We start from the raw sequence: 25,357 nt of genomic DNA on the forward strand, positions 1-25,357 counted from the left end.
GAGGACGTTCAGGGATAGCTGACGTAGACGTCGGTCAGCAGGTCCGCCGCGGTGGGTTTGGGATCGGATTTGGCCTTGTTCACGGCGTTTTCAATCAGCATGTCCACTTCCTTGTCGATCTGGTCCAACTGCTCGACGGTGAGCAGTCCGGCTCGGGTGGTGCGCTCGCGGAACTGCATCAGGCAATCCTGGTTCTCGCGAAAATGCTTGACCTCGTCGGGCGCCCGATAGGTTTGGGCGTCGCCCTCGAAGTGGCCGTAGTAGCGGGTCAGCTTGACCTCGATCAGCGACGGCCCTTCCCCGGCACGGGCGCGCTCGACAGCGGCCCCGGCGGCCTCATGCACGGCAAAGAAGTCAAAGCCATCCACCGTCACCCCGGGCATGCCGAACCCGGCCGCACGGTCGGCGATGTGATCGCAGGCCACCGACCAATTGGAGGCGGTGGCTTCGGCGTAGCCATTGTTTTCGGCGATGAACAGGCACGGCAGGTTCCACACCGAGGCCATGTTCATGGCTTCGAACACCGCGCCCTCATTGGAGCCGCCGTCGCCGAAAAACACCACGGCGACACTGTCGGTGCCCTTGAGCCGGGCCGCCAGCGCGGCGCCCACCACCAGCGGCGCGCCGGCACCGACAATGCCATTGGCACCGAGCATGCCCTTCTCGAAATCGGCGATGTGCATCGAACCGCCCTTGCCTTGGCAGACGCCGGTTTTCTTGCCATAGATCTCGGCCATCATTCCGTAGACATCCACGCCCTTGGCGATGCAATGGCCGTGACCACGGTGGTTGGACGCGATGCAATCGTCATCGCCCAGGTGGGCCATGACGCCGGCGGCCGAGGCTTCTTCACCGGCATACAGGTGGACGAAACCGGGAATCTCGCCCGTGGCGAATTCCACGTGCAGGCGCTCTTCGAAGGCGCGGATGGTGCGCATCACCTGGTAGGCGTGCAGCAGTTGATCGTGGGTGAGCGGTGTCGACATTTTTATTCTCCTGGGGTGTCTTCTTGAAGATTCAGAGGGTGTTGCGGGTGTTCGCGGCCGATGGCCAGCAAACGGTGTTGCGCGGCGTAGGCCAGCACCGCGTTGACGTCGATGCTCAGCGGGCCGCCGGCATCGAGGGTGACCGTGGGCCGGTCCTGCGCGTTGAATTCGATTTCCCGTTCGCCGTCCAGGGCCAGGGTGCCGCTGGAGAGCGACAGACCGTGGGCGATGCCCGGTTCCAGGGGCCCGGCAGCGAGCACGCCACAGCCTTGCAGCAGCCCTGGCGCGAGCGGCACCAGCAGCGCTTCGGGGGATTGCGGGTCCAGGCGCATCCAGGCGCCACCCGGTGCCTGGCGTGACACTGGAAACCACAAGCCGCACAGCGCCGACAGGCCAATGGATTGCGGTTCGGCGAAGGTCACGAAGACTTCGGCCAGGTCCTGTGCGCGACTGATCGCCCGGGCGCCGACAAACCGCAGCGGCGACACGGCGACATCCACCAGGGCGACTTCGCGCAAGCCACGTCCGGCATCACAGACCAACAAGCGTTTGTTGCGGCGCAAGCCGATCGAGTCCGGGATCCGGCCACTGGCGTACAACCCTCCGGCCAAGCCGGCACTGGTGGCCTCGCGCAGTTCGGGAAAGGCGTTGTTGGTGCCGGTGGACAGGGTCAGCAACGGGATGTCCCCGACTTCGGCGGCCACTGCTTTGTGGGTGCCGTCGCCACCAAGCACGGCGATCAGCGCCACCTCGCGCTCGGCCATCAGGCGTGCGGCGCGGCGGGTGTCTTCGACGGTCTGGCGCAGGGTCAGGTCGAGAAACTCCAGGGCCGGCCAGTGGCTGCTGCGGGCTTGGCGGCTGTGGCTGTTCTTCAGCACGGCGGCGGCCATGCCAATCATGTCGGTGGGCATCAACACCTGTTCGATGCCGGTGGCGCCGAAAGCGGCCAGCAGGCGCTGGATCACCGAGACCTTGTCAGTGCTGGAAAACAGCCCGGCATTGGCGGTCAGGCGCCGCACGTCACGGCCCGATGCGGGGTTGGCGATGATGCCCACGGTCAACGGCCGGCGACTCATGACACCACCGTGGAGGGGGCAGGCACACGGCCTGGGCAGGAAACCATAGACACCTCGTTGTTATTCTTGGATGACCCGTCGAGCGGGCTCCAGAGGTAGAGCAAGGGCGGTGCCAGTTGTGAAAAGAACCTGCTAGAAGCCCGGGCCAGAGCGGCCCCCATGGGATTTTCGATGAAGCGAACCGAGCCCCGGTGAGACGCCCCATGTCAGCCTGTACGAGGTTGCGGCGAGACGCTGAGACGTGGCGTCTCACACCGCCCGAAGAACCCGTCGAGCTTGTCTGCACCCGGCGAACGGCGCTTAATGTGCGCACAACGATAAGAAGCTGAATCGGAGGCCCCTATGCTTTCCGCTCACTCCCGGGCGCACGTGGATTGCGTCAGCCGCGTGGTGAAAAACGCGAACCAATTGCCACAACTGCCCGTCCCGGACCTGATCCTCGACTCCTGGCGCCGGTCCATGGAGCAACATCACCTGGACCCCGGTTCGCTACAGGGCCCGCGCATCCTGTCCCAGGACGTGCTCAAGCAATGCCGTGAGCGCTCCGAGCTGTTCCTCAATATCGCCAGCGAAGAAGTGGCTCGCCTCCATGGCCGGGTCCGCGATGCTGACTACTGCGTGCTACTGACCGATGCCCAAGGCCAGACCATCGACTATCGGGTGGAAACCACGATCCGCAATGACTGCCGCAAGGCCGGGCTGTACCTGGGCACCTGTTGGTCGGAGGGCGAGGAAGGCACCTGCGGCGTGGCGGCGGTGCTCACGGCCAAGGCCCCGGTGACGGTGCACAAGCGCGACCATTTCCGGGCGGCGTTCATTGGCCTGACCTGCTCCGCCGCGCCGGTCTTCGACCCCCAGGGCGAATTGCTCGGGGTGCTGGACGTCTCGGCGGTGCGCTCGCCGGATGATCGGCGCTCGCAGCACCTGATCCGGCAAATGGTGGTGCAGAGCGCCCGGGAGATCGAACAGGCGTTTTTCATGAGYAGCGCCCAGGGTTACTGGGTGCTGCGGGCCCATCGCAACGCCGGCTACGTCGACAGCCAGCCGGACTTCCTGTTCGCCTGGGACGACGACGGTTGCCTGCAAGCCTTGAACCCGGCCGCCCGCCAGTACCTGCTGCAACATTACGGGCAGTTGCCGCAACACATCAGCCAGGTGTTCGACCAGCAGTTGCTGCACCGTGCCCGGGACGAAAGCCTCTGCTCGCTCGACCACGCCATGCACGGGCGCTTGAGCGCGCCACGCCAGCGGGCCAGTTCACGTTCGCGGGTGGCGATGACCCCGTTGGAAATCGATCCACGCCTGGCCGACAGCCTGCGCCTGGCGGTGCGGGTGAAAGATCGCAACCTGCCGGTGCTGATCCAGGGCGAAACCGGTTCCGGCAAGGAAGTGTTCGCCCGTCAGTTGCACCAGGCCAGCCAGCGCCGTGATCGCCCTTTCGTGGCGTTGAACTGCGCCGCTATTCCCGAAAGCCTGATCGAAAGCGAATTGTTCGGCTACGTCGCCGGCGCCTTCACCGGTGCCTCGGCAAAAGGCATGCAGGGCCTGTTGCAACAGGCCGATGGCGGCACCTTGTTCCTGGATGAAATCGGCGACATGCCGCTGGCCTTGCAGACCCGCCTGCTACGCGTATTGGCCGAGGGTGAAGTGGCGCCACTGGGCGGGTCCCGCCGCAAGGCCGTCGACATCCAGGTGATCTGCGCCACCCACCGCGACCTGGAGACCCTGGTAGCCGCCGGCGAGTTTCGCGAGGATTTGTATTTCCGCCTGGGTGGCGCGCGCTTCCAGCTGCCACCGTTGCGCGAGCGCAGCGACCGGCTGGCGTTGATCAATCGAATTCTTGCCGAGGAGTCGGCGCTGTGCGGGGCAACAGTGCAATTGAGCGGCGCGGCCCTGGAATGCCTGCTCGGCTATCACTGGCCAGGCAATGTGCGCCAGTTGCGCCATGTGCTGCGCTACGCGTGCGCGGTGTGCGAAGCCAGCGTGGTCCAGCTCAGCCACCTGCCCGAGTCAATGCACCGCGCGGACGCCGCCGATCACGGGCCGGAGCCGAGCGCCAGCCCGGAACGCCAGGCACTGCTCGATGCCTTGGTGCGCCATCGCTGGAAACCCACCGCCGCCGCCCGGGCCCTGGGCATTTCCCGGGCGACCCTGTATCGACGGGTAAACCTGCATGGCATCGAAATGCCGGGCCGTAGCCCGGCCTGAGGGCCTAGCGTCGCGCCAGTTCGTGACGCACACATTGTTCGTAGTAAGTCTGCTTGACCGCGACCGGTTTGAGGCGCGAAGCGCTGTTGTAGGTCTGCTCGGTAATGCCCAGGGCGGTCATGCGCATCCAGGGCCGGGGAAACTTGCGCACTTGCAGCTTCTTGCGCGCGCCGTACAGGCTGACGCCGGAAAGCTTCGACGCCTGCGCCCCTGCCGCGATATCCGCCCCCCAGCGGCACACCGACTGCTGGTTTTGCGTCAGCACCCTGGCCTGGGCCTCAAGCGAAACGGCGGCCAGGAGAAACGTCGCCACGACCCACATAGAAATACGCATAGGTTTGTCGCCCAACTTTCTGAAAGGAAAGAAGTTTGACCTTATGTAACTGAGCAAGGGGCCAGCATTTGCATGCCATTCTCGAATCCGCATGCAACCCTGTGGCGAGGGAGCTTACTCCCGCTGGGCTCTGTAGGAGCTGGCGAAGCCTGCGATCTTTTGATCTTTCGCTTGAGATTCAAGCGTCTTTGGAAAGATCGCAGCCTCGTTGCACTCGACAGCTCCTACACAGCTCCTACACAGCTCCTACAGACCCAGCGGGAGCAAGCTCCCTCGCCACGGGACAGCTTTCCTTCGCCATCTGCGACATTCGTTCGCAAGTGGCGCGCCGAACTAGAAACAAGTTGATAACATAACTACAATATATTGAATTTAAACGATTTAGTTATCAATTTGGCTAACCTTCGCCTCCTGCAACAGTTGCTGGATCACCTGCTCCTGCTCGCCATAGCGTCCTTCGCCAAAATGGCTGTAGCGCACCTGCCCCTTGGCATCGATGAAGTAATGAGCCGGCCAGTACTGATTGTTGAAGGCACGCCAGATCGCATACTGATTGTCGATCGCCACCGGGTAGTGGATGTCCAGCTTGCGCACCTGCTCGCGGACGTTGTCGATGATCTTCTCGTAGCCGTACTCCGGGGTGTGGACACCGATCACTACCAAGCCGTCCTTTTCATACTTCTTCGCCCAACCGTTCACATAGGGCAAGGTGTGCTGGCAGTTGATGCAGTCGTAGGTCCAGAAGTCCACCAGCACCACCTTGCCCTTGAGCGATTCGCTGCTCAGCGGCGGCGAGTTCAGCCATTGCACCGCGCCGTCCAGCGCAGGCATGGCGCCCTGGGATTCGAGGGCAGGCATGGAACTTGCGCCAGCCTTGCTCACCATATAGTCGATGGCCTTGGGCACGTTCTGCAGCAGGCTTTTTTCCAAGCTGGCCGATTGTTGGGAGGAAGTCGCCGCCAACAAGCGGTCATCCGCCCCGGTGCCAATCGCTACGGCCGCCAGCAATACCGCCACCCCCGTTCCCCGGCGCAGCCAGGTGGTGATCGGCAGCGAGAGTTTCAGGCGTCCGACCAGTCCGCGCCCGGCCAGGATCAGCGTCCCCAGGGACAAGGCACTGCCCAGGCCGTAGGCGAGCAACAGCAGGCTGGTTTGTGTGCTGGCGCCTTGCAGCATGGCCCCGGTCAGGATGACCCCGAGTATCGGTCCGGCGCACGGTGCCCAGAGCAGCCCGGTGGCGACCCCGATCAGCACTGAAGCCACAGGCCCGGCCATCCGCCCGGCGCCGGTGTCCAGGCGATTGCCCAGGCTGACCAGCGGCCGCGCCAACCAGGTGCCGACCCGACTGAAGATCAGCGACAAGGCAAACACCACCATCACCACCAAGGCGACTTGCCGGCCGACGCTGCTGGCACGCAGCACCCACTCGCTGCTGACCACCGCCAGGCTGGAGACCAGGGCAAACGTCAGCACCATGCCGCCGAGGGTCAGCAGCACCGAGCCACGGGAGCGATCGGCCCGGGCGAACAGAAACGGCACCACTGGAAGAATACAGGGGCTGAGGATCGTCAGGATCCCGCCGAGAAAAGCGATCAGAAGCATGGCAACACCTCAAAATAAAAAGCTGACATAGACCCTGTGGCGAGGGAGCTTGCTCCCGCTGGGCTTGTGTAGGAGCTGCCGAAGGCTGCGATCTTTTGATCTTTCGCTTGAGATTCAAGTGTCCTTGGAAAGATCGCAGCCTCGTTGCACTCGACAGCTCCTACACAGCTCCTACACAGCTCCTACACAGCTCCTACACAGCTCCTACACAGTTCCTACGCCCCAGCGGGAGCAAGCTCGCTCGCCACAAAAGCAAGTCAGTTCTGGTTGCTGCAGTTATCGGAAAACTTGCGATAGTCCAACGCCTGCTTGTGGCCTGCCGAATCCAGGTAGGTCATGTGGGCGTTGACCACGCCGCAGGTCGGCTCGGCGCCTTCGCTAAGGGACAGCACCTTCTGGACGTCCAGGTGGGTGCCGTAGGTGTAGGTTTGCGCCGGCACGTTGCTTTCGGCCCGGGCCGACAGCGTGCAAATGTTCAGTGCGGCGAAAAGGCAGGCGGCGTAGATGGCTTTGCTGTTCATGGCGATTCCTCGATTCAATGGGTTTATCTGCCGAGGCTTGTTGCGTTGCCTCGATGGACGCCATTGAATGCCGCGCAGGTATCGCGCCTGTATCGAGCCAGGTGGCTTTTTGCATCGCTGTGTATCCGTCGCGCGCCAGATACACTGCAATACAAACCGCCGCGAGCCCGGCCGGCCGGCGCCTGTAGACTGCTCACAACGAAACGCCGAGGAGCTGGACACCATGGATCATGTCGATCATGTGTTGATAGTGGATGACGATCGCGAGATCAGAGAACTGGTTGGCAACTACCTGAAAAAGAACGGCCTGCGCACCACTGTCGTTGCCGATGGCCGGCAAATGCGCGCCTTCCTGGAAACCACCCCGGTGGACCTGATCGTGCTGGACATCATGATGCCCGGCGATGACGGCCTGGTGCTGTGCCGAGAGCTGCGTGCCGGCAAGCACAAGGCCACGCCAGTGCTGATGCTCACCGCGCGCAACGACGAAACCGATCGCATCATCGGCCTGGAAATGGGCGCCGACGATTACCTGGTCAAGCCCTTCGCCGCCCGTGAGCTGCTGGCCCGTATCAATGCCGTGCTGCGCCGCACCCGCATGCTGCCGCCCAACCTGGTGGTCACCGAAAGCGGTCGCCTGCTGGCGTTCGGGCGCTGGCGCCTGGACACCACCGCCCGCCACCTGCTGGACACCGACGGCACCATGGTTGCCTTGAGCGGCGCCGAATATCGTTTGTTGCGGGTATTCCTCGACCATCCGCAACGGGTGCTCAACCGCGACCAGTTGCTTAACCTGACCCAGGGCCGGGACGCCGACTTGTTCGATCGCTCCATCGATTTGCTGGTCAGCCGCCTGCGCCAGCGCCTGCTGGACGACGCGCGGGAGCCGGCCTACATCAAGACCGTGCGCAGCGAAGGCTATGTGTTCTCGCTGCCGGTGGAGATCCTCGAGGCCTCGGTATGAGCCTGTCGTTGCGCTGGCCGCGTACGCTGGCCTCGAGGCTATCGCTGATCTTCCTGATCGGCCTGATCCTGGCCCAGGGGCTGTCCTTCGGCGTCCAGTACTACGAGCGCTACCAAAGCGCCAAGTCGACCATGCTCGGCAACCTGGAAACCGACGTTTCGACCTCCGTCGCCATTCTCGACCGCCTGCCTGCCGCCGAGCGCCAGGCCTGGCTGCCGAAACTCGCCCGACGCAACTATGGCTATCTGCTCGACGAAGGCCAGGCCGGCCAACCGATGGATCTGGCCGACGCGCCGATCTCGGTCAGTTCGATCCAGGAAGCCATCGGCCAGGCCTATGGCCTTACCTTCAAACAGATTCCCGGGCCGAAAATGCACTATCAGGCGCACCTGCGCCTGGGGGACGGCAGCCCGCTGACCATCGATGTACGCCCGGCGATGATGCCCCTCTCCCCCTGGCTGCCGATGGTGTTGCTGGGGCAGTTGGCGCTGTTGATCGGCTGCACCTGGCTGGCCGTGCGCCTCGCCGCCGGCCCATTGACCCGACTGGCCGAGGCGGTGGAAACCCTCGATCCTAACGCCCACAGCGTGCGCCTGGACGAGAAAGGCCCGACCGAAGTAGTGCATGCCGCCAAAGCGTTCAACGCCATGCAGGACCGCATCGCTGCCTACCTCAAGGAGCGCATGCAGTTGCTGGCGGCGATTTCCCACGACTTGCAGACCCCCATCACACGCATGAAGCTGCGCGCTGAATTCATGGACGAGGGGATCGAGAAAGACAAGCTGTGGAGCGACTTGAGTGAAATGGAGCACCTGGTGCGTGAAGGCGTGGCCTATGCCCGCAGCATCCACGGCGCCACCGAGGCCAGTTGCCGGATCAGCCTGGATGCGTTCCTCGACAGCCTGGCGTTCGACTACCAGGACACGGGCAAGGACGTGCAATTGACCGGGAAAAACGCCGCGGTCATCGACACCCGTCCCCATGCCCTGCGGCGGGTGCTGGTCAACCTGGTGGACAACGCCCTGAAGTTCGGTGGCGCAGCGCAGATCCATGTGCAACTGGCCGACAGCGGGCAATTGGCGATCCAGGTACTGGACCGCGGCCCCGGGATCAACGAGCAGGAACTGGTCGAGGTGCTCAAGCCGTTTTACCGGGTGGAAAGCTCGCGCAACCGGGAAACCGGCGGCACCGGCCTGGGCTTGGCCATCGCCCAGCAACTGGCGATCGCCATGGGCGGCTCACTGACCCTGAGCAACCGCGACGGCGGCGGCTTGTGCGCCGAGTTGCGCCTGGCATTCGCAAGCTGACACAGCCCCTGTGGGAGCGAGCTTGCTCGCGATGGCGGCCTTGACCGTCGGCTGGGATGTTGTTGACTGGGTACATATCCATTGCTGCGGTAACGGCTGCTTATGGTTCCGCTCTTACAGCGGGTCACTTTTGGAAGAGCGCCAAAAGTAACCAAAAGCGCTTTGCCCCACCACTCGGCACCTCGCTTAGGCTCGGTGTACCCTCACTCCGGCATTGTTCCGTGGGCCCGCCGCGAAGGGCCATCCATGGCCCAGCGCGGCTATCCCGGCATCCATGCCGGGATACCCACTGCACAATGCCTGCGTTCGGCCAGCGTGGTTAACGGGGCGCCCCAGATCAAAAGCCAAAGCGAGGCGGCCTAACAGCCGACCTGGCTCTCCCGGTCGTACACCCATCAGATCTGTTTGAGCAGGACCTGTGGGAGCAAAGCTTGCTCGCGATAGCGGTGTATCTGCCAGCACCTGTTCAACTGACCTGACGCCATCGCGAGCAAGCTCGCTCCCACAAGGGTTGGAGGTTGGATTTGGATGCGGGTTTGTATGCCAGTGTGTCTGCGGATGATCGGCATACACAAACTTGCACAGGCCTGCATTGCGGACACACCCCGCTTACACCTGCTTGAAAGACTCCCCCCTGTTCCCGGCCGCTGTCACGACCGGGTCTCACCATCCAAGGAGCCTTTACATGCCTATCACAACTGCATCCCCCTTTCGTTATCAGGGCTGGTCGCTATTCAGCCTGCTCGCCGCCCTGGTGCTGTTGATGACCGGGTTGATCCTGGTGCTCAACCCGGACCTGACCGAAGGCGTGCGCAGTGCCATTCGCGCCACGGCGCGCTCGTCTTTTATCTTGTTCCTGCTGGCCTTCACCGCCTCGGCATTCGCGCTGCTGGTGCCCTCGCCCCTGAGCCGGTCCCTGGTGCGCGAACGGCGCTTCATCGGGCTGGCCTTTGCGTTTTCCCATCTGGTCCATGCCGTGCTGATCTACAGCTACGGCCAGCTCAATCCCGAGTTCTGGCCCGGCCGCACCACCCTTGGCAACGTGCCCGGCACCGTGGGCTACGTGTTCATCCTGCTGCTGGCACTGACCTCGTTCAAACGCACCACGCGCCTGATCGGTCTCAGGGCCTGGAAGCGCCTGCATGTCACCGGCATGTGGGTCCTGGCGGCGATCTTTGCCTATTCCAATTTCAAACGCATCCCCATGAGCGCCTGGTATGTGCTGCCCTTCGGCCTGATCTGCGCCGCCACCGCCATCCGCCTGGTGGGCAAGCTGGCCCAGGCCACCCAGCGACGCCAACGGCCGCCACACGCGGCTGGTCTGTAGGAGCTGTCGAGCGAAGCGAGGCTGCGATCTTTCCCCAGACACTTGAGTCTCAAGCGAAAGATCAAAAGATCGCAGCCTCGCTTGCCAGTGCACGGATAAAGAGTGAGGCACGACGCGATGCCAACCGTTGAGCTGCATCGTCGCTATGAACGGTCCCTGCTCCTGGCTTTCTGCGTGGTGTGGGGGTGGCTGGCCATTGCGCCGATAAAGCGCAGCGACTGGCTGGCGGAGAACCTGCTGGTCATCGCGTTATTGGTGGTCATGGTGACCGTTCATCGGCAATTCAGCTTTTCCCGACTGTCCGCCACGCTGTTGTTCGTCTTCCTTTGCATCCATGAAGTCGGCGCCCATTACACCTATGCCAAGGTGCCTTACAACCAGTGGTGGCAGGCCCTGACGGGGGGCCAGTCGCTTGATCAATTCATGGGTTTCCAGCGCAACCAGTTCGACCGACTGGTGCATTTCAGCTACGGCCTGCTGCTGGCCTATCCGCTGCGCGAGGCCCTGCTACGGGTTGCGCCAGCAACGGGGTTCAGGGGTTACTTCCTGGCCTGGAGCCTGATTCTTGCGTCGTCGGCGATTTACGAAATCATCGAATGGCTGGGCGGCGCCTACATCGGGGGCGATACCGCCAAGGCCTTTGTCGGCGCCCAGCAGGACCCGTGGGATTCACAAAAAGACATGGCCCTGGCGGCGCTGGCCGCGTTCATGACCCTGCTGGCCGCCGCCGGGGTCAGTTACCTGCGCCAGCGGGACTTCGCCCTCGAATGGACGTTGCGCTTCAAGGCCCGCACGTGACGCAAGCCCCCATATCCGCCAGTTCCTGTGTGATCACGACTAAGTAAATCAGCTCACCAGCCGATATAAGACAGGTGCGGGTGAAATCGCTTTTTGGCTGATGACTTATTTTTATGATTGAAATTGCTGGCAATGACTCAACTGTCCTTTCCCCGGGTTCGCCAACCCGAAGTTTCACCCGTCGCACTTTTCCGGCCATCATGCTCCTGCTGTTTGTCATGTCTGCACTGGCGATCGCCGTGCTGCTCAACATCACCGGCGCCCAGGACCGCCGTGCCCGCGAACAGAGCCTGTTTTTCGCCCAGCGGGCCGTCGAGGGGATCCGCAAAGGTATCGGACGGGACCTGAGCGATTATTCCAAGTGGAGCGACGCCTACCGGCACCTGCATGTCAGCGTCGACAAGGAATGGGCCTATGACCAGGAAAACGTCGGCAGCAGCGTGTATTCGCTCTATGGCTACCAGGCGGTGTTTGTCATTTCGCCGACCGGCCAGACCGTCTATTCGGTGATCGACGGCCAGATGAGTGAGGTCGATGCCGACACCTGGCTGACCGGCGACTTGCGAGCGCTGTTGAAAAAAGCCAACGCCGCGGAAAATCACGACGAAGTGGTCGTCGAGATGCTGCATCACGAGGACGCCCCTGCGTTTGTCGCTGCGTCCGTCATTACCATCGGCACGGACACCAGCGTGCCCGAAATCCCCGGCCCGCCCAGCGTGATGCTCTTCGTCAAGGCCCTTGATCCCGGAGCCCTGGAAAACCTGGCGCGGGACTTCGCCCTGCCCGATGCCCATATCGCCAGGACCCCGGGCCCAGCCGATACCGCCCAACTGCTGCTCGACAACCTGACCCTGGAAGCCTTGGCCTGGCGGCCGCAGACCCCGGGCCAGGATCTGCGCAAATTCCTCCTGCCGTTGCTGGCCGTGGCGTTACTGGTGCTTGGGGTTCTGGCCCTGGCCGTTCTGCGCCATGCCTTGGCCATGCTCCGCGCCCAGGAACGCCAGTACGCCAGCCTGCTGGCCCACCGCAAGGCGTTGGAGCGCAGTGAAGAACGTTTCCGCGACATTGCCGAAGTGTCCTCCGACTGGTTGTGGGAGGTCGATTCGACCGGCACCCTGACCTATCTGTCGGAACGCTTCGAACAAGTGACCGGCTTCAGTCCCACGGAGTGGCTGGGCAAACCTCTGCACCGGCTGCTTCACCCCCATGGTGGCTCGATCTCGATTGCCCAATGGCTGCTCGGCGGTGCCAACAGTCTCTCCTCGGCGCCGCTGCTGTGCGAGTACACCGCGCGCAACCAGCGCATCCGCACCTGCAAACTCTCGGTGCGGGCCATCGAAGCTGGCACCCTGGGTTTTCGCGGCACGGCCACTGACATCACCGACGAATTACGGGCACTGGCCCAGATCAAGCACCTGTCCCTGCATGATCCACTGACCGGGCTGGCCAACCGCAACCGCTTGTTCGATTGCCTGCGCGAACACCTGGGCCGAGCCGATCGTCCGCCCCTCGCGCTGCTGAACCTGGACATGGACCGTTTCAAGCCGGTCAACGACTCCCTCGGGCATGCCGTCGGCGATAAAGTGCTCAAGGAAGTGGCGCATATTCTCCAACAAAACGTGCGCGGCACCGATCTGGTGGCCCGCCTGGGCGGTGATGAGTTTGTCATTGTCATGCCCGACCCGGGCGATGCCGGCGATCTCGATCAACTCTGTGAACGGCTGATCGATTGCATGCAACGGCCCATGCACCTGGACGGCAATACCCTGTACCTGGGGGTGAGCATCGGCGTTGCCTGGGCGCAGCCCGGCGACGAACGTGCCGATGAACTGTTGCGCCACGCCGACATCGCCTTGTATGCGGCCAAGGCAGCCGGCCGCAACACCTGGCGCGTGTATGTGGAAGCCATGGGCAACCTGGCCCGCGACCGGCGGCAATACGAACAGCAACTGCGCGACGCCATGCAACGGGATCAATTGGAACTGCGCTACTTGCCTCGCTTCGACGTGAGCGCCGAGCAACTGCACGGTTTCGAAGCCCAGACCTTCTGGCACCACCCCGAGAAAGGTGAACTGGGTGGGGCCGACTTCATACCGGTGGCCGAAACCTCGGGCCAGCTTGAAGAGCTGGGCACCTGGATGCTGATCAACGTCTGTGAAGAGGCTGCCACCTGGCCGAGCGCCGTCAGTGTTTCCATCGCGGTTTCACCCCGGTGGTTCAACAGCAGCTTCCTGCTCAACCAAGTGCAAGAGGCCCTCGAAACGAGCGGCCTTGAGCCCCACCGGCTGACCCTGGAAGTGGCCGAAGGGGTCCTGCTGGCCGACCACAAGACCGTCGCTTGCACCCTCCATGCGCTCAAGGAACTCGGCGTGCGGATCAACATCGACAAGTTCGGCACCAGCATCGCCTCCCTGCGCGAGGTACTGGACCAGCCGTTCGATGGCATCCGCTTCGATCGCAACATCCTCACGCAGCTGGGTCTGGAGGATGACAAGGAAGGCGTCCTGGCGATGATCCGCTTGAGCCGCAGTGTAGGGCTGATGGTCACTGCCGAAGGCATCGAAAACGCCCGGCAATTCAGCCAACTGCGCAACGTGGCCTGCGACCATGTCCAAGGCCCCTACTTCGGCGCGGCCCTGGCCCGCTCGGAAATGGCCTCGTTCTTCACCACGCCGAGGTGGCTGTAACACACTTCCCCACTGCCATTGCGAGCAAGCTCGCTCCCACCATAGGCCTGCGGTGCATGCAAAACTCATGAACACCTCAAGCCCCCCTGTGGGAGCGAGCTTGCTCGCGATAGCGGCCTGCCAGGCGCTAAACAACTAAAAATTCAGCCACCCGGACTCTGGCGAAAACTCACCGCCAGCCGGTTCCAGCTGTTGATGGTGCTGATCGCCAGGGTCAGGTCCACCAGTTCCTCCTCACTGAAACAGGCCCGGGCCTGGGCATAGACGTCGTCCGGCACCTGGCTCTCAGCCAACAGCGTCACCGCCTCGGTCCAGGCCAGGGCAGCGCGTTCGCGGGCCGTGAAAAAACCGCTGTCGCGCCACACCGCCACCGCGTAGAGCCGACGCTCGGTCTCGCCCTGGCGTCGTGCCTCCACCGAGTGCATGTCGGTGCAGAAGGCACAGCCATTGAGTTGCGAAGCGCGGATCTTGATCAGGTGCAGCAACGCCGCTTCGATACTCAGGCGACTGGTCAGGGCTTCCAGGCCGATCATGGCTTTCATCGCCCCAGGCGATGCGGTGTAGTAATCCAGACGCGGGCTCATGGCGGGCTCCGTGGCATTCGAGACCTTCACGGTAGGCCCAGGGACCGGTCAATGACAGGTCCAATTCGGCGAAAAACCCGGAGGCAAGTCCAATGGGCGGGATTTTCCCCACGCAACTTCTATGCAGTCGCACAATGCGGGTAATCTTGCGCCTTTGACGTTGGCCGCCAACAATCGCCCAGGAGCTTGCGGGTATGGAACTTCATGTTGTCATCAACGGCCGCAAGGACCTGTCGAGCCAGTTGTATCAACAATTACGCAGCGCCATCGAAAGCGGTCGCCTGGCGGCCGGCACGCAACTGCCGCCCAGCCGCCTGCTGGCCGAACAACTGGGGGTCTCGCGCAAGACCGTCTCCGACACCTATGCCCAACTGACCTACGAAAACCTGCTCACCGGCATCATTGGCAAAGGCACCTACGTCAACGCACGGCCGGCCAGGATCGTGCGCAAGCAGAGCCACCGCGAGCTGGCCGGTGCCGACGTCGTCGAAGCCTGGCGCACCATGCCCGACCTGATGCGCCATCCCACCCTCGAAGGTGCGTTGCGCTACGACTTCATCGGCGGCGCCACGGGCAAGGGCCTGTTTCCGCTGGACGACTGGCGGCGCTGCACGGCCCACGCGCTGCGCCAGATCGCCAGTGCCAAGGGCTTCTACAGCCAGCCCGAAGGCCTGCCGTCGCTGCGCAATGCCATTGCCCGGCACATCGCGTTTTCCCGCGGGGTCAATTGCCAGGATGAAGACGTGGTGGTGTGCAACGGCGCGCAGCAGGCCCTGGACCTGATCTCGCGGGTGTTGACCCGTCCCGGCAGCCTGGTGGCCATGGAAGACCCGGGCTATCCGCCGGCGCGGTTGCTGTTCGGCTCCCAGGGCGCCACGGTGGCCGGGGTGCCAGTGGACGAGCAAGGCATGCGGGTCGACCTGATCCCCGACGGCACGCGGTTGATTTATGTGACACCCTCCCACCAGTTTCCCTTGGGCATGCCCATGAGCCAGGCTCGCCGCGAGGCCTTGCTGGCGCGGGCCTATGAGCTGGGGGCGATCATTATCGAAGACGACTACGACAGCGAATTCCGCTACGAAGGCCGGCCCGCCGATTCGTTGCAGAGCCTGGATGAGCGCGGGATCGTGGCGTACGTCGGCACCTTCTCCAAGACCCTGTTGCCGGAACTGCGGCTCGGCTATGCGATCCTGCCGCCAGCGATTCTTGAAGCGGTGATCCTGGCCAAGCGCCTCACCGACCAGCACACCTCCACCCTGCCCCAGTGGGCGCTGGCGAAGTTCATCGCCGAGGGCTGCCTGCTCAAGCACATCCGCCGCTGCCACACCCTGTATGCCGGTCGTCGCGAGCGAATCCTGGCGCGCATGGCCGGGGACTTGTCGCCCTGGTTCGAGGCCGTGCCCACCACCGCGGGTTTTCATATGGCGGTGTTGTGCAAGGTCCCGATGGACCTGGCGCTGGTGATCGAGCTGGCGAAAAAAGCCGAAGTCGGGCTCTACAGCCTTGATGGCTTTTTCAATGAGGCCCCGGTGCGGACGGGCCTGTTCTTCGGTTTCGGCGCTATCGAAACCCTGGACATCGACATCGCCCTGGACCGCTTGCGCGACATTCTCCAGCAAGTGGCCTGAGGGATTGGACTGGGCATTTATCCGCCCATTGGCTGTTTGAGCCTTGCCCCGGTGGGCCTATCCTGCACGGGTGTCATTGATATTGAGCAACCCCTCGGACTTGATTCAGGAGCCTGAACAATGTCTCGCCAAGTGATCAATACCGTGCAGGTGCAAGCCGCCGCCGGTCGCTCGGAAGAACTGGGCCGGCAATTGCAACAAATCGTCGAGACCCTGCGTACGCAGCCGGGCTGCGATGCCTATCTGGTCGACCGTTGCCCGGACGATGGCGACCGCTGGAGCGTCAGTGCCCGCTGGCAGTCGGAAGCGGCCATGCAAGCCCACTTCAACTGCCCGGAAGTGCAAGGCTTCATCAGCCTGATCGACAACCGCCTGGCCCGAAGCGTCGACTTCAACAGCTGACACCCCGCGGCTGTAGGAGCTGCCGAGTGCAACGAGGCTGCGATCTTGCCCAATCCAATTGAGTCTCAAGCGAAAGATCAAAAGATCGCAGCCTTCGGCAGCTCCTACAGAGGGTTACCTTTCAAACTGGATGGATCGCGGTATTGGTCTACCCACCTTCCGAAAGATTGGACGTTTGCTTGCCCCACCGTGGGGCTTAGGGTGAATCCATCGCCGCGACAGCGCGAAATCACTCGAAACCACACAGGCCATACCTTTATGAAAACACTCTATCTGATCGCCGCCCTGAGCCTGCTGCCCATTACCCAGACCTACGCCCACGAAGCCGCGCCTTCGGAAAAGGTCACGGTGCTGCAGGAGCAATTGCTGAAAAACGTTCCAGGTAAAAAAACCATGATGCTGACCGTCAACTATGCACCCGGCCAAGCGTCCATTGCCCATAAGCATGAGGGCACAGCGATGGCCTACGTACTGGAAGGCGCCATCACTTCCCAGGTCAAGGGTGAGCCGGCGAAGACCTACAAGGCTGGAGAGTTCTGGTATGAAGCGGCGGGGTCCGAGCACCTGGTCTCGAAAAACGCCAGCGCGAGCCAACCGGCGAAACTGCTGGTGTTCATGGTGATGGGTGAGGATGAGGCGGTGTTGATACCGCTGAAAAACTAACCGCCACGACATAGCTGTCCCCCTGTGGGAGCGAGCTTGCTCGCGATAGCGGTGGGTCAGCGACATTGAACTTGACTGATACACCGCCATCGCGAGCAAGCTCGCTCCCACAGGGACTCACAACGAATCTAAAAAAAAAGCCCCGCATCTCTCAATGCGGGGCTTTTTCATTCAACGCCGGATCAGTTGGCCGTCACGACCGCCTGACCGCTCATTGCCACGTCCAACAGCTCGCGGTTGGCGACCGCGTACATGGCGTAGTCGGTACCGCTGGCAGCACGGATGTCCACCAGCATGGCACGCCAGCGCTCGACCATTTCGTGGTGCTGCTCCAGCCACAGTGCCAGGCGAGTTTCCACGTCCTGGGCGCCATCGCCCTCTTGCAGGACCGAGATGGTGATCGCCCGCTGTTGCCAGTCGACATCATCACGGAACGCTTCACGGGCCAGTGCCTGCCAGTTGTTTTCCACCGGCAGTGCGCTGATCTGTTGCAGGTACCAGGTGATGTCCAGGGCGCTGCCCACGGCGAAGTAGGCCTTGGCCACATCGGCGGCGTTCTGGCCAGTGACGTCGGCCGCCTCGATGATCGGCAGCAAGGTGTACAAGTGCGTCGTGCCGGCAACCATGCGCGCCAACAACTCCGGCACGCCGGCGGCCACGTAGGCCTGGTAGCGGGTCTGCCAGCCTTCGCGGGTCGGACCTTCCAGCAGTTCGTCGAGCTTGAGGCCCAACGCGGCCAGGTGCGGACCGAAGTGCGCGACGTCACGGGCAGCGTTCTGCTCGTTGCGGCGGCTGCGCAGGAACCAGCGCGTGGCGCGACGACCCAGGCGCATCAACTCGTCCATCAGCTCCAGTTGTACGTCGGCCGAGACCTGGTGGTCCAGGGCTTCGATCTGGCGGAACCAGTGCGGGAGGTGGAAGATGTCACGCACAATCACATAAGCGCCAGCCACGTTCGCCGGGCTCATGCCCGTCGACTCCTTGAGCCGCTGAACGAAGGTGATGCCCATGTGGTTGACCAGGTCGTTGGCGATCTGGGTGCTGACGATCTCGCGCTTGAGGCGATGGCGACGCATGGCCTCGGAGAACTGGCTCACCAGCGTCGGCGGGAAAGCCGTCTCCATGTCACGGGTCAGGTAATCATCGTCCGGTACCAGGGAGTTGAGCAGCGCTTCCTTGAGGTCGATCTTGCTGTAGGAGATCAGCACCGACAGTTCGGCACGGGTCAGGCCATGGCCCGCCGCGACGCGCTCGTTGATCGCCTCTTCAGCCGGCAGGAACTCGATGGCGCGATCCAGCTTGCCGCGGCCTTCCAGATCGTTCATCAGGCGCTTGTATTCGGCGATCCGCACGAAGGCACGACGCGCCGCCAGGGACAGGGCCTGGGTCTGCTTGTAGTTGTTGCCCAACACCAGGCTACCGACTTCGTCGGTCATGCTCGCCAGCAACTGGTTGCGTTGCTTGTCGGTCATGTCGCCGGCCTGCACCACTTCGTTGAGCAGGATCTTGATGTTCACTTCGTGGTCGGAGCAGTCCACGCCGCCCGCGTTGTCGATGAAGTCGGTGTTGGAACCGCCGCCATTGAGGCCGAACTCGACGCGACCCAGTTGGGTCATGCCCAGGTTGCCGCCCTCGCCCACGACCTTGCAGCGCAGCTCGTTGCCGTTCACGCGCAGTGCATCGTTGGCCTTGTCGCCGACATCGGCGTGGCTTTCAGTGCTGGCCTTGACGTAGGTGCCGATACCGCCGTTCCACAACAGGTCTACCGGCGCCTTGAGCAAGGCGTTGAGCAGCTCGGTCGGGGTCAGCTTGTCGGCCTTGATGTCGAAGCGTTCTTTCATCTGTGGCGAGATGGCGATGCTTTTCGCGCTGCGCGAGAAGATACCGCCGCCTTCGGACATGATGCTGGCGTCGTAGTCGCTCCAGGCCGAACGCGGCAGGTCGAACAGGCGCTGGCGCTCGGCAAAGCTGCTGGCCGGCTCCGGGTTCGGGTCGATGAAGATGTGCAGGTGGTTGAAGGCCGCGACCAGTTGCAGCTTGTCGGACATCAACAAGCCGTTGCCGAACACGTCGCCGGCCATGTCGCCGACGCCCACCACGGTGATGCTGTCTTCCTGGACATTGATGCCGCGCTCGCGGAAGTGGCGCTGCACGCCGACCCACGCGCCCTTGGCGGTGATGCCCATTTTCTTGTGGTCGTAGCCAGCCGAACCGCCGGAGGCGAACGCATCGCCCAGCCAGAAGCCATAGTCGATGGCGATGCCGTTGGCGATGTCGGAGAAGGTCGCAGTGCCCTTGTCCGCCGCCACCACCAGGTACGGGTCATCGTCGTCATGACGCACGACGTTGGCCGGCGGTACCAGCGCGCCGTCCTTCAGGTTGTCGGTGATGTCCAACAGGCCCGAGATGAAGATGCGGTAGCAGGCAATGCCCTCGGCCGCGATCTCGTCCCGGCTGCCGCCCAACGGCAGGCGACGTGGCAGGAAACCACCCTTGGCGCCCACCGGCACGATCACCGAGTTCTTCACTTGCTGGGCTTTTACCAGGCCAAGCACTTCGGTGCGGTAGTCTTCTTCACGGTCGGACCAGCGCAGGCCGCCGCGGGCAACGTTGCCGAAGCGCAGGTGCACGCCTTCGACCCGTGGCGAGTAGACGAAGATCTCGAACTTGGGTACCGGTTTCGGCAGTTCCGGGATCAGGTGCGGGTTGAACTTGAAGCTGAAGTAGGACTTGTTCTGGCCGTTGGCGTCGGTCTGGTAGAAGTTGGTCCGCAGAGTGGCCTTGATCAGGTCCAGGTAGCGACGCAGGATGCGGTCTTCGTTGAGCACCTGGACGTCGTCCAGGGCCGAGAGAATCGCTTGCTCCAGGCGCAGCTGCTTGTCTTCCAGGTCATCGCCAGTGAGTTTGCGCGCCAGGTAGAAGCGGGTCTTGAACAACCGGGTCAACTCGCGAGCGATATCGGTGTGGTTGTTCAGGGTGCTGGCGATGTAACCCAGGTCGAAGCCCAGGCGGATCTGCTTCAGGTAACGGGCGTAGGCACGCAGCAGCGCCACGTCGCGCCATGGCAGGCCGGCGGTCAGCACCAGGCGGTTGAACGCATCGTTCTCGGCATCGCCACGCACGATGTGGACGAAGGCGTCCTGCAAGGTGTCGTTGAGCTGCTGGATGTCGAGGTCCAGGCCTTCGGCGGCGGTGAACGCGAAATCATGAATCCAGAACTCGCGGCCGTTAGTGTGGCGCAGGCGGTACGGGAACTCGCCCAGCACGCGCAGGCCGAGGTTTTCCAGGATCGGCAGCACGTCGGACAACGCCAGCGGCGTGTCGGCGTGATACAGCTTGCAGTGCAGCTCACGCTGGCCGGAGACCTGGCCCAGCGGCTGGTAGAAGCTCATGACCAGCGGATTTTTTTCGTTCAGGCTCAGCAGGTGCTGCATGTCGACCACGGCCGAATGCGCGGCAAAACGCTCGCGGTAGCCGGCCGGGAAGCCTTTCGGGAAATCCGACAGCACGTTGGTGCCCTGGGCTTCGCCGAAGCTTTCGACGACCAGGCTGGCGTAGTCGTCCTTCCAGCTGCGGCAGGCCTGCACGACTTCTTTTTCCAGCAAGACCGGATCGATGTCGAGACGGTTCTTCGGGTCCACTCGGAGGATCAACTGCACGCGGGCCAACACGGATTCGGAGAAGAAGGTCCAGAACTCGCAGTCCGAGGCCTTCAGGCGATCCATCAGCACTTGCTGGATCTTCTGGCGCACTTCGGTGGAGTAGATGTCGCGTGGGACGTAGGCCAGGCAGTAGCAGAAACGGCCATACGGGTCTTTGCGCAGGAACACGCGGATCTTGTTGCGTTCCTGGATCTGCACGATGGACATGACGGTGCTGAACAGCTCGTCCACCGGGGTCTGGAACAGGTCGTCACGGGGCAGCACTTCGACCACCTGGGCCAGTTCCTTGCCCAGGTGCGCCTTGGCCTGGAAGCCCGAGCGACGCTCGATTTCCGCGACCTTGCGGCGGATGTACGGGATGACCCGCACGCTCTCGCCATACACCGAAGAGGTGTACAGGCCCATGAAGCGGCATTCCTTGATGACCTTGCCGTCGGCGTCGATTTCACGGATCGACACGTAGTCCGGGTAGGCCGGACGGTGTACGCGGCTCGGGTGCGCGGCCTTGGCGAACGACAGCGGCGTCGGTTCGCGCAGGTAATTGACGGCGTAGTCTTCGATGCGCAGGTCTTCGGCGGTCAGGCCGGCGCGCAGCAATTTGGTCAGGCCCAGGAACGAATCGGGGTTGTACTCGATGTGGCCACCATCGGCCTCATCGCGAACCACGAACTCTTCGTAGCCCAGGAAGGTGAAGTGGTTACCCACCAGCCATTCCAGGAAGCTCTTGATCTCGCTCTTTTCATCAGCGTCGATGGCGTAGGCGCTGCTGTCCAGGCTGTCGAGGATTTCCTGGACCTTGGCTTTCATCGGTTCGAAGTCGGCCACGGCCACGCGCACTTCGCCCAGCACTTGCTCAAGTTCCTTGCTCAGGACGTTGAGTTCGGCGGCGTTGGCGCAGCGGTCGATCTCCAGGTACATCAACGACTCTTGCAGGATGCCGTCGCCCTGGGTGCCTTTTGGCAGGATTTCCAGCAACTCGCCCTTGCTGCCGCGACGCACGCTCAGCACGGTGGTTTGCAGGGTATGGATGCTGTAGCCGCGACGGTTCAGCTCGGTGCGGACCGAGTCCACCAGGAATGGCAGGTCGTGGTGCAGCACTTCCACTGCCGTGTGGGTCGACTGCCAGCCGTGGCGTTCGTAATCAGGGTTGTAGACGCGCACCTGCGGTTGCGTGTGGTCGAAGCGCTCAAGCAGGCGCCAAGCAGACAGGGTGCAGCCGGCAAGGTCGGACAACCGGCGCTGGGTAAGTTCATCGAGGGAAATAATGCCGAAGAATTGTTCAGCGAACAGCGCCACTTGTGGCAGTGCCTGTTCACTGATGTGCTGCGCCAGTGCCGCTTGCAGTTGTTGCTGGAAGTCGGCTTTGCTGGCTGCGGTGAAGAACGCCATCTGTGGTACTCCGCTTGGGCTTGTTATTGATTGAAGCGTCGCGTGCAACCCCTGCGGGGCTGTCGGCCATCCCGTTCCTGATTCTCGGGCAGAGGAAACAGGATGACAGGTGGATGAAGCTGGACAGGACCGGCAGGTCACATCCTTTTCCATGTAATTTCATGTCATGGACACCTGCAAAAACCACTCCAGGGTGGCCTTTGCAGGTGCACATCCGTTGCGCAGCTTAACGAGTGCGACAATGTGCCTGCTTGCAGCGCTGCGACATATTCGGTCATCGGCAAGCTAAACCGGCCCGAGTTCATCGAACAACCCTAGCAGCCCAGGGGCGAAACGGCACCTGGCAGTGTGAAATCGCAGCCCGATTGCGGTAATCCAGCGCAAAGTCCTCCAGGCTGGCAAAATCCACTTTTTTCGGCTCATCGAGCCAGGAGCCATCACCATGCAAATGACCACCACCCTGCTGATCGCCAACCCGTGCGACGACGAAGAAGACAACATGGCCATGCTCTGCTGCCACAGCGCCCAGGGCGAAATGTTCCTGATGACCCGCTACCCCGACGAAGACGAACTGGAAATCGCCCTCGATGGCGAGCCTTCGACACTGGACGGCGTGAAGGTCACGCTCAGCCCTACCCGCTTGCTGATTGAAATTGCCCCGGCGGATGCCGATGCGCTCAATGGCGACGACGTGCTGGAGATCACCCATGACACCGATGCGGCGGACCTGGCGGAAGTGGAACTGACGTTGCAGAACATCCTCAAGGGGTCGGGGACCTATGTAAGCCAGCTCTGAGATCCGGACACGAACACGCTCCTGTGGCATCAGCCACCCCTGATCCAAAGGCATCCCGTGGCGAGGGAGCTTGCTCCCGCTCAACTGTAGGAGCTGCCGAGCGAAGCGAGGCTGCGATCTTTTGATCTTTCGCTTGAGAYTCAAGYGMCTGGGAAAAGATCGCAGCCTCGCTTCGCTCGACAGCTCCTACACAGTTCCTACACCGCTCCTACAGGCCAGCGGGAGCAAGCTCCCGCGCCACGGGTTCAGCGTAGTTGCCGCTATTGCTCTTTCTGCACCAGATTGCCGTCAGCGTCATAGGCCAGGTACGCGTCACTATCATTCGGGTCCCTCACGTAATAACGGGCCTCATTGCCGTTATCTGGCACCTTCAGGCTGGTGTAGGCACCCAGCTCCTTGATCAGTTTGTTGTTTTGACTGATCAGGACCAGCCCGGAACCGCCACCGGCCCGAATGGCTGCTGCGTACCGAGTCTGGAACGCGTTGAGCTGGCTGTACTCCAGCGGGACTCGTAAGGTGCCCGCCAGGTCGATGGCGCCATAGCTGCCATCGCGCCCGACCACCGCCATGCCGTTGGAAAACGGTTCCACCTCGTCATACGGTAACTTGATGGGCAACCGCGTCCCCTGGCGATTGATAAAAGCAAACTTCCTGCTTTTAGTGTCCTGCACCAACAGCGGTTGCTGCCCGACAAACCGGCCAATCACGTTGTCACCCTGCAGGTTGATCCGTTTGCCTTCCAGGTCGAAAACATCCTGGCGGCTCCGATCGGCAGAGCTGGCGTAGAGCAAACCCGCGCTGTGCTCGATGCCCGAGAATTGCGTCGGCAGGATCTGCTTGCCATCCAGGGTATAGGCACCGTACAGGCCTTCCGTGACATCGGTTCGCATGCCGAGACGGGCGATGAACAGGTTATCGGTCACGGAGGGGTTGACGAACTTCATCGGCAATACGAAACGATGCCCCTTGGCATCGTAGAGCCCATAAGGTCCGTTGGTTTCCCGCTCCACCAACAGCAGGCCATTGCTCAACGCCTCGGCGATGTTTTCGAACGGCAGGTCCACGAGCTTGTTGCTGCCGGCAGGAAAATAGGCGAGCTGGCTGCGCAATGCCTGCCAGTCCGAGTCCGGGTCGCTGGACTTTTCCGGGGAAAACAACGTGTAGGTATCGGCCACCTGGCTATCTTGCACCTGCACCCAACGGGGCTTGATCAACCACTGGCCGGCCTGGTCGATGAAGCCGTAGCGCTCGGCTTTCCGGTCCAGAGCGATGTAATGCGCCTGCTCCGCCAGGACGTTGTCGACCTGGGTGAACTCAACGGTGTTGTCTTCCATCGGATCGAGCACATGAATGACGATGCGTTGCGGGGTGGCCTCGAATTGATAGTCGACCTCGGTGTTTTTCAACGGCCCCACCTGAGCGGTCAGCGCCTCGGTCAAGCGCTCCAGCTGCTGTTGCACCGCCTGGCCGGTCTTGAGTTGCTTGAGATCGTCCTTGGTCTGCAGCAGCGCTTTGTAATAGTCATGCAACGCCGCGATATCGCTGTCGGAGGGAAACGCCCGAGAGTTGTTACCGTTGCTGTAGAGCGCCTTGCCAGCGTCGTCCAACCCCTGCACCACGAAGGTCGACAATTTCGGCGTACTCAAGCGCACGGAGGCGCTGCCGTCACCCAGGGCAGTGAGCTGGAAGGACTGGCCGTCGTCCAGGGTCACCTTCGGGTGATCCTTGTCCAGCACCACTTTCCTGAACGCCGGATAACTGCGGTAGGAGACCGTCAGGCCGAGACTCGCCAGCGGTTTGTTGACCGCAAGTGCAAAGGCATCATGGGACGCGATCATGTCGTCGGACTCGACCTTGGGCGGCGCCTTGAGATCGGCGAAGAATTTTTCGCTGCCATCGCGAAACCGAAGGCGCTGGGGCATGTACTGCTCGGTCGCCGGCTCATCCGGCGTGGCGGCGCGCTTCCAGAGCGGATCGAGGCTGCTGGTGTCGAGCCTCACTTCGGAACCGTCGGCGAATAACCGCTGGGCAAAACGCAGGCCCTGGATCGACACCAGTTCGGTTTTCAGTTGCGCGCTGGTTAATGGGACAAACAGCGGCTCGTACTGCAACGGCTGCTCGTCGGCGGGCCCGGTCGTCTCGACGGTCAGGCTCAGTTGCACATCACTGACCAACTCCAGGGACCTGAGGCTTTCACCGGCGTCCTGAATCAAATAATTGAGGCGTTTCTCCACCTCGGGCGGTGCCAGCGTGCCGATGTCTTCCATGCCCCCTTCGTTCAGTTGCTCGGCGGCGAAACCTTCATCGGCCGGCGCGCCGCTGTGGCGGAACAGGTAATAGGACGTACAGCCCACCACCAACAGGGTCACACTCAGTATCGACAGCAATCTCAAACGAGGCTGGGAAAAGTTCATGGAGGCTTC

Annotated in this window: 18 protein-coding genes; 10 read left to right on the forward strand and 8 right to left on the reverse strand. The window is 62.5% G+C overall.

Translation table 11 applies throughout. The features are described 5' to 3' along the window. Nucleotides 1-8 precede the first annotated feature (8 nt). Together AB4Z20_RS18460 and AB4Z20_RS18465 are read right to left on the reverse strand one after the other, a co-directional pair. Complete coding sequence (locus tag AB4Z20_RS18460; protein WP_003202577.1) at nt 9-986, reverse strand: thiamine pyrophosphate-dependent dehydrogenase E1 component subunit alpha; 978 nt, start codon at nt 984-986, stop codon at nt 9-11. Between the two features lie 2 nt (nt 987-988). Then, entirely contained in the window at nt 989-2,062 is a 1,074-nt protein-coding gene (locus AB4Z20_RS18465; RefSeq protein ID WP_024616710.1) for an ATP-NAD kinase family protein, read from the reverse strand. Nucleotides 2,063-2,404: 342 nt separating this feature from the next. Between AB4Z20_RS18465 and AB4Z20_RS18470 the strand changes: the two genes are divergently transcribed. Next, nucleotides 2,405-4,270: a sigma-54-dependent Fis family transcriptional regulator gene (locus AB4Z20_RS18470; protein WP_442090359.1), complete on the forward strand. Its 1,866-nt coding sequence runs from the start codon at nt 2,405-2,407 to the stop codon at nt 4,268-4,270. A 4-nt stretch (nt 4,271-4,274) separates the two neighbouring features. Here AB4Z20_RS18470 and AB4Z20_RS18475 read toward each other — a convergent pair whose 3' ends face one another. The 3 genes from AB4Z20_RS18475 to AB4Z20_RS18485 all read right to left on the reverse strand — a co-directional run bounded on the left by AB4Z20_RS18475 (nt 4,275) and on the right by AB4Z20_RS18485 (nt 6,727). Next, nucleotides 4,275-4,604: a hypothetical protein gene (locus AB4Z20_RS18475; protein ID WP_253475509.1), complete on the reverse strand. Its 330-nt coding sequence runs from the start codon at nt 4,602-4,604 to the stop codon at nt 4,275-4,277. A gap of 381 nt (nt 4,605-4,985) precedes the next feature. Next, nucleotides 4,986-6,206 carry a cytochrome c biogenesis protein DipZ gene (locus AB4Z20_RS18480; protein ID WP_442090360.1) on the reverse strand — a complete coding sequence of 407 codons (1,221 nt, stop codon included), beginning with the start codon at nt 6,204-6,206 and terminating at the stop codon, nt 4,986-4,988. Nucleotides 6,207-6,463: 257 nt separating this feature from the next. Next, entirely contained in the window at nt 6,464-6,727 is a 264-nt protein-coding gene (locus AB4Z20_RS18485; RefSeq protein WP_442090361.1) for a DUF2790 domain-containing protein, read from the reverse strand. A gap of 223 nt (nt 6,728-6,950) precedes the next feature. Here AB4Z20_RS18485 and AB4Z20_RS18490 point away from each other — a divergent pair, with 223 nt between their 5' ends. The 5 genes from AB4Z20_RS18490 to AB4Z20_RS18510 all read left to right on the forward strand — a co-directional run bounded on the left by AB4Z20_RS18490 (nt 6,951) and on the right by AB4Z20_RS18510 (nt 13,810). After that, the gene (locus AB4Z20_RS18490) at nt 6,951-7,691 is read left to right on the forward strand and encodes a response regulator (protein ID WP_003202589.1); all 741 of its coding nucleotides are present in this window, start codon (nt 6,951-6,953) and stop codon (nt 7,689-7,691) included. Beyond that, nucleotides 7,688-8,998 (forward strand): ATP-binding protein, encoded by a 1,311-nt coding sequence (locus AB4Z20_RS18495; protein ID WP_442090362.1) that lies wholly within the window; start codon nt 7,688-7,690, stop codon nt 8,996-8,998. The genes AB4Z20_RS18490 and AB4Z20_RS18495 overlap by 4 nt, the downstream gene beginning before the upstream one ends. Nucleotides 8,999-9,683: 685 nt before the next feature. After that, nucleotides 9,684-10,325, forward strand: coding sequence for a ferric reductase-like transmembrane domain-containing protein (locus tag AB4Z20_RS18500; RefSeq protein ID WP_442090363.1), 642 nt, complete (start codon nt 9,684-9,686; stop codon nt 10,323-10,325). A gap of 117 nt (nt 10,326-10,442) precedes the next feature. Continuing rightward, nucleotides 10,443-11,123 (forward strand): DUF2238 domain-containing protein, encoded by a 681-nt coding sequence (locus AB4Z20_RS18505; RefSeq protein ID WP_320388779.1) that lies wholly within the window; start codon nt 10,443-10,445, stop codon nt 11,121-11,123. Between the two features lie 218 nt (nt 11,124-11,341). After that, nucleotides 11,342-13,810 (forward strand): bifunctional diguanylate cyclase/phosphodiesterase, encoded by a 2,469-nt coding sequence (locus AB4Z20_RS18510; RefSeq protein ID WP_442090364.1) that lies wholly within the window; start codon nt 11,342-11,344, stop codon nt 13,808-13,810. A 143-nt stretch (nt 13,811-13,953) separates the two neighbouring features. On the opposite strand, the gene AB4Z20_RS18515 is transcribed toward AB4Z20_RS18510, so the two are convergent. Continuing rightward, nucleotides 13,954-14,394 (reverse strand): carboxymuconolactone decarboxylase family protein, encoded by a 441-nt coding sequence (locus AB4Z20_RS18515; RefSeq protein WP_253475529.1) that lies wholly within the window; start codon nt 14,392-14,394, stop codon nt 13,954-13,956. Nucleotides 14,395-14,588: 194 nt separating this feature from the next. On the opposite strand from AB4Z20_RS18515, the gene pdxR reads away from it, so the two are divergent. The 3 genes from pdxR (at nt 14,589) to AB4Z20_RS18530 (ending at nt 17,087) form a co-directional block, all read left to right on the forward strand. Next, nucleotides 14,589-16,022, forward strand: coding sequence for a MocR-like pyridoxine biosynthesis transcription factor PdxR (pdxR, locus tag AB4Z20_RS18520; protein WP_442090365.1), 1,434 nt, complete (start codon nt 14,589-14,591; stop codon nt 16,020-16,022). 120 nt (nt 16,023-16,142) lie between these two features. Beyond that, nucleotides 16,143-16,424: an antibiotic biosynthesis monooxygenase family protein gene (locus AB4Z20_RS18525; protein ID WP_013693545.1), complete on the forward strand. Its 282-nt coding sequence runs from the start codon at nt 16,143-16,145 to the stop codon at nt 16,422-16,424. A 258-nt stretch (nt 16,425-16,682) separates the two neighbouring features. Next, nucleotides 16,683-17,087, forward strand: a complete 405-nt coding sequence (locus AB4Z20_RS18530) for a cupin domain-containing protein (protein ID WP_253475535.1) — start codon at nt 16,683-16,685, stop codon at nt 17,085-17,087. Between the two features lie 182 nt (nt 17,088-17,269). On the opposite strand, the gene AB4Z20_RS18535 is transcribed toward AB4Z20_RS18530, so the two are convergent. Next, nucleotides 17,270-22,138 (reverse strand): NAD-glutamate dehydrogenase, encoded by a 4,869-nt coding sequence (locus tag AB4Z20_RS18535; RefSeq protein WP_253475538.1) that lies wholly within the window; start codon nt 22,136-22,138, stop codon nt 17,270-17,272. Between the two features lie 442 nt (nt 22,139-22,580). On the opposite strand from AB4Z20_RS18535, the gene AB4Z20_RS18540 reads away from it, so the two are divergent. Then, on the forward strand, nt 22,581-22,934 hold the full coding sequence (locus AB4Z20_RS18540) for a hypothetical protein (protein WP_442090366.1): 354 nt from the start codon (nt 22,581-22,583) through the stop codon (nt 22,932-22,934). Between the two features lie 260 nt (nt 22,935-23,194). Here the strand turns inward: AB4Z20_RS18540 and AB4Z20_RS18545 are convergent, their stop codons facing one another. Beyond that, nucleotides 23,195-25,348: a WG repeat-containing protein gene (locus AB4Z20_RS18545; protein ID WP_442090367.1), complete on the reverse strand. Its 2,154-nt coding sequence runs from the start codon at nt 25,346-25,348 to the stop codon at nt 23,195-23,197. Nucleotides 25,349-25,357 lie beyond the last annotated feature (9 nt).

This window comes from Pseudomonas sp. KB_12 (assembly GCF_052114545.1).
In the GTDB taxonomy this organism is placed as follows: domain Bacteria; phylum Pseudomonadota; class Gammaproteobacteria; order Pseudomonadales; family Pseudomonadaceae; genus Aquipseudomonas; species Aquipseudomonas brassicacearum.

Excerpts from the sequence above, each read along its gene's own strand:
- AB4Z20_RS18465 (WP_024616710.1), bottom strand. The coding sequence starts at position 2,062 with ATGAGTCGCCGGCCGTTGACCGTGGGCATCATCGCCAACCCCGCATCG.
- AB4Z20_RS18525 (WP_013693545.1), top strand. The coding sequence starts at position 16,143 with ATGTCTCGCCAAGTGATCAATACCGTGCAGGTGCAAGCCGCCGCCGGT.
- AB4Z20_RS18515 (WP_253475529.1), bottom strand. The coding sequence starts at position 14,394 with ATGAGCCCGCGTCTGGATTACTACACCGCATCGCCTGGGGCGATGAAA.
- AB4Z20_RS18505 (WP_320388779.1), top strand. The coding sequence starts at position 10,443 with ATGCCAACCGTTGAGCTGCATCGTCGCTATGAACGGTCCCTGCTCCTG.
- AB4Z20_RS18540 (WP_442090366.1), top strand. The coding sequence starts at position 22,581 with ATGCAAATGACCACCACCCTGCTGATCGCCAACCCGTGCGACGACGAA.
- AB4Z20_RS18485 (WP_442090361.1), bottom strand. The coding sequence starts at position 6,727 with ATGAACAGCAAAGCCATCTACGCCGCCTGCCTTTTCGCCGCACTGAAC.
- AB4Z20_RS18460 (WP_003202577.1), bottom strand. The coding sequence starts at position 986 with ATGTCGACACCGCTCACCCACGATCAACTGCTGCACGCCTACCAGGTG.
- AB4Z20_RS18510 (WP_442090364.1), top strand. The coding sequence starts at position 11,342 with ATGTCTGCACTGGCGATCGCCGTGCTGCTCAACATCACCGGCGCCCAG.
- AB4Z20_RS18475 (WP_253475509.1), bottom strand. The coding sequence starts at position 4,604 with ATGCGTATTTCTATGTGGGTCGTGGCGACGTTTCTCCTGGCCGCCGTT.
- AB4Z20_RS18495 (WP_442090362.1), top strand. The coding sequence starts at position 7,688 with ATGAGCCTGTCGTTGCGCTGGCCGCGTACGCTGGCCTCGAGGCTATCG.
- AB4Z20_RS18530 (WP_253475535.1), top strand. The coding sequence starts at position 16,683 with ATGAAAACACTCTATCTGATCGCCGCCCTGAGCCTGCTGCCCATTACC.
- AB4Z20_RS18535 (WP_253475538.1), bottom strand. The coding sequence starts at position 22,138 with ATGGCGTTCTTCACCGCAGCCAGCAAAGCCGACTTCCAGCAACAACTG.
- AB4Z20_RS18545 (WP_442090367.1), bottom strand. The coding sequence starts at position 25,348 with ATGAACTTTTCCCAGCCTCGTTTGAGATTGCTGTCGATACTGAGTGTG.
- AB4Z20_RS18480 (WP_442090360.1), bottom strand. The coding sequence starts at position 6,206 with ATGCTTCTGATCGCTTTTCTCGGCGGGATCCTGACGATCCTCAGCCCC.
- pdxR (WP_442090365.1), top strand. The coding sequence starts at position 14,589 with ATGGAACTTCATGTTGTCATCAACGGCCGCAAGGACCTGTCGAGCCAG.
- AB4Z20_RS18490 (WP_003202589.1), top strand. The coding sequence starts at position 6,951 with ATGGATCATGTCGATCATGTGTTGATAGTGGATGACGATCGCGAGATC.
- AB4Z20_RS18500 (WP_442090363.1), top strand. The coding sequence starts at position 9,684 with ATGCCTATCACAACTGCATCCCCCTTTCGTTATCAGGGCTGGTCGCTA.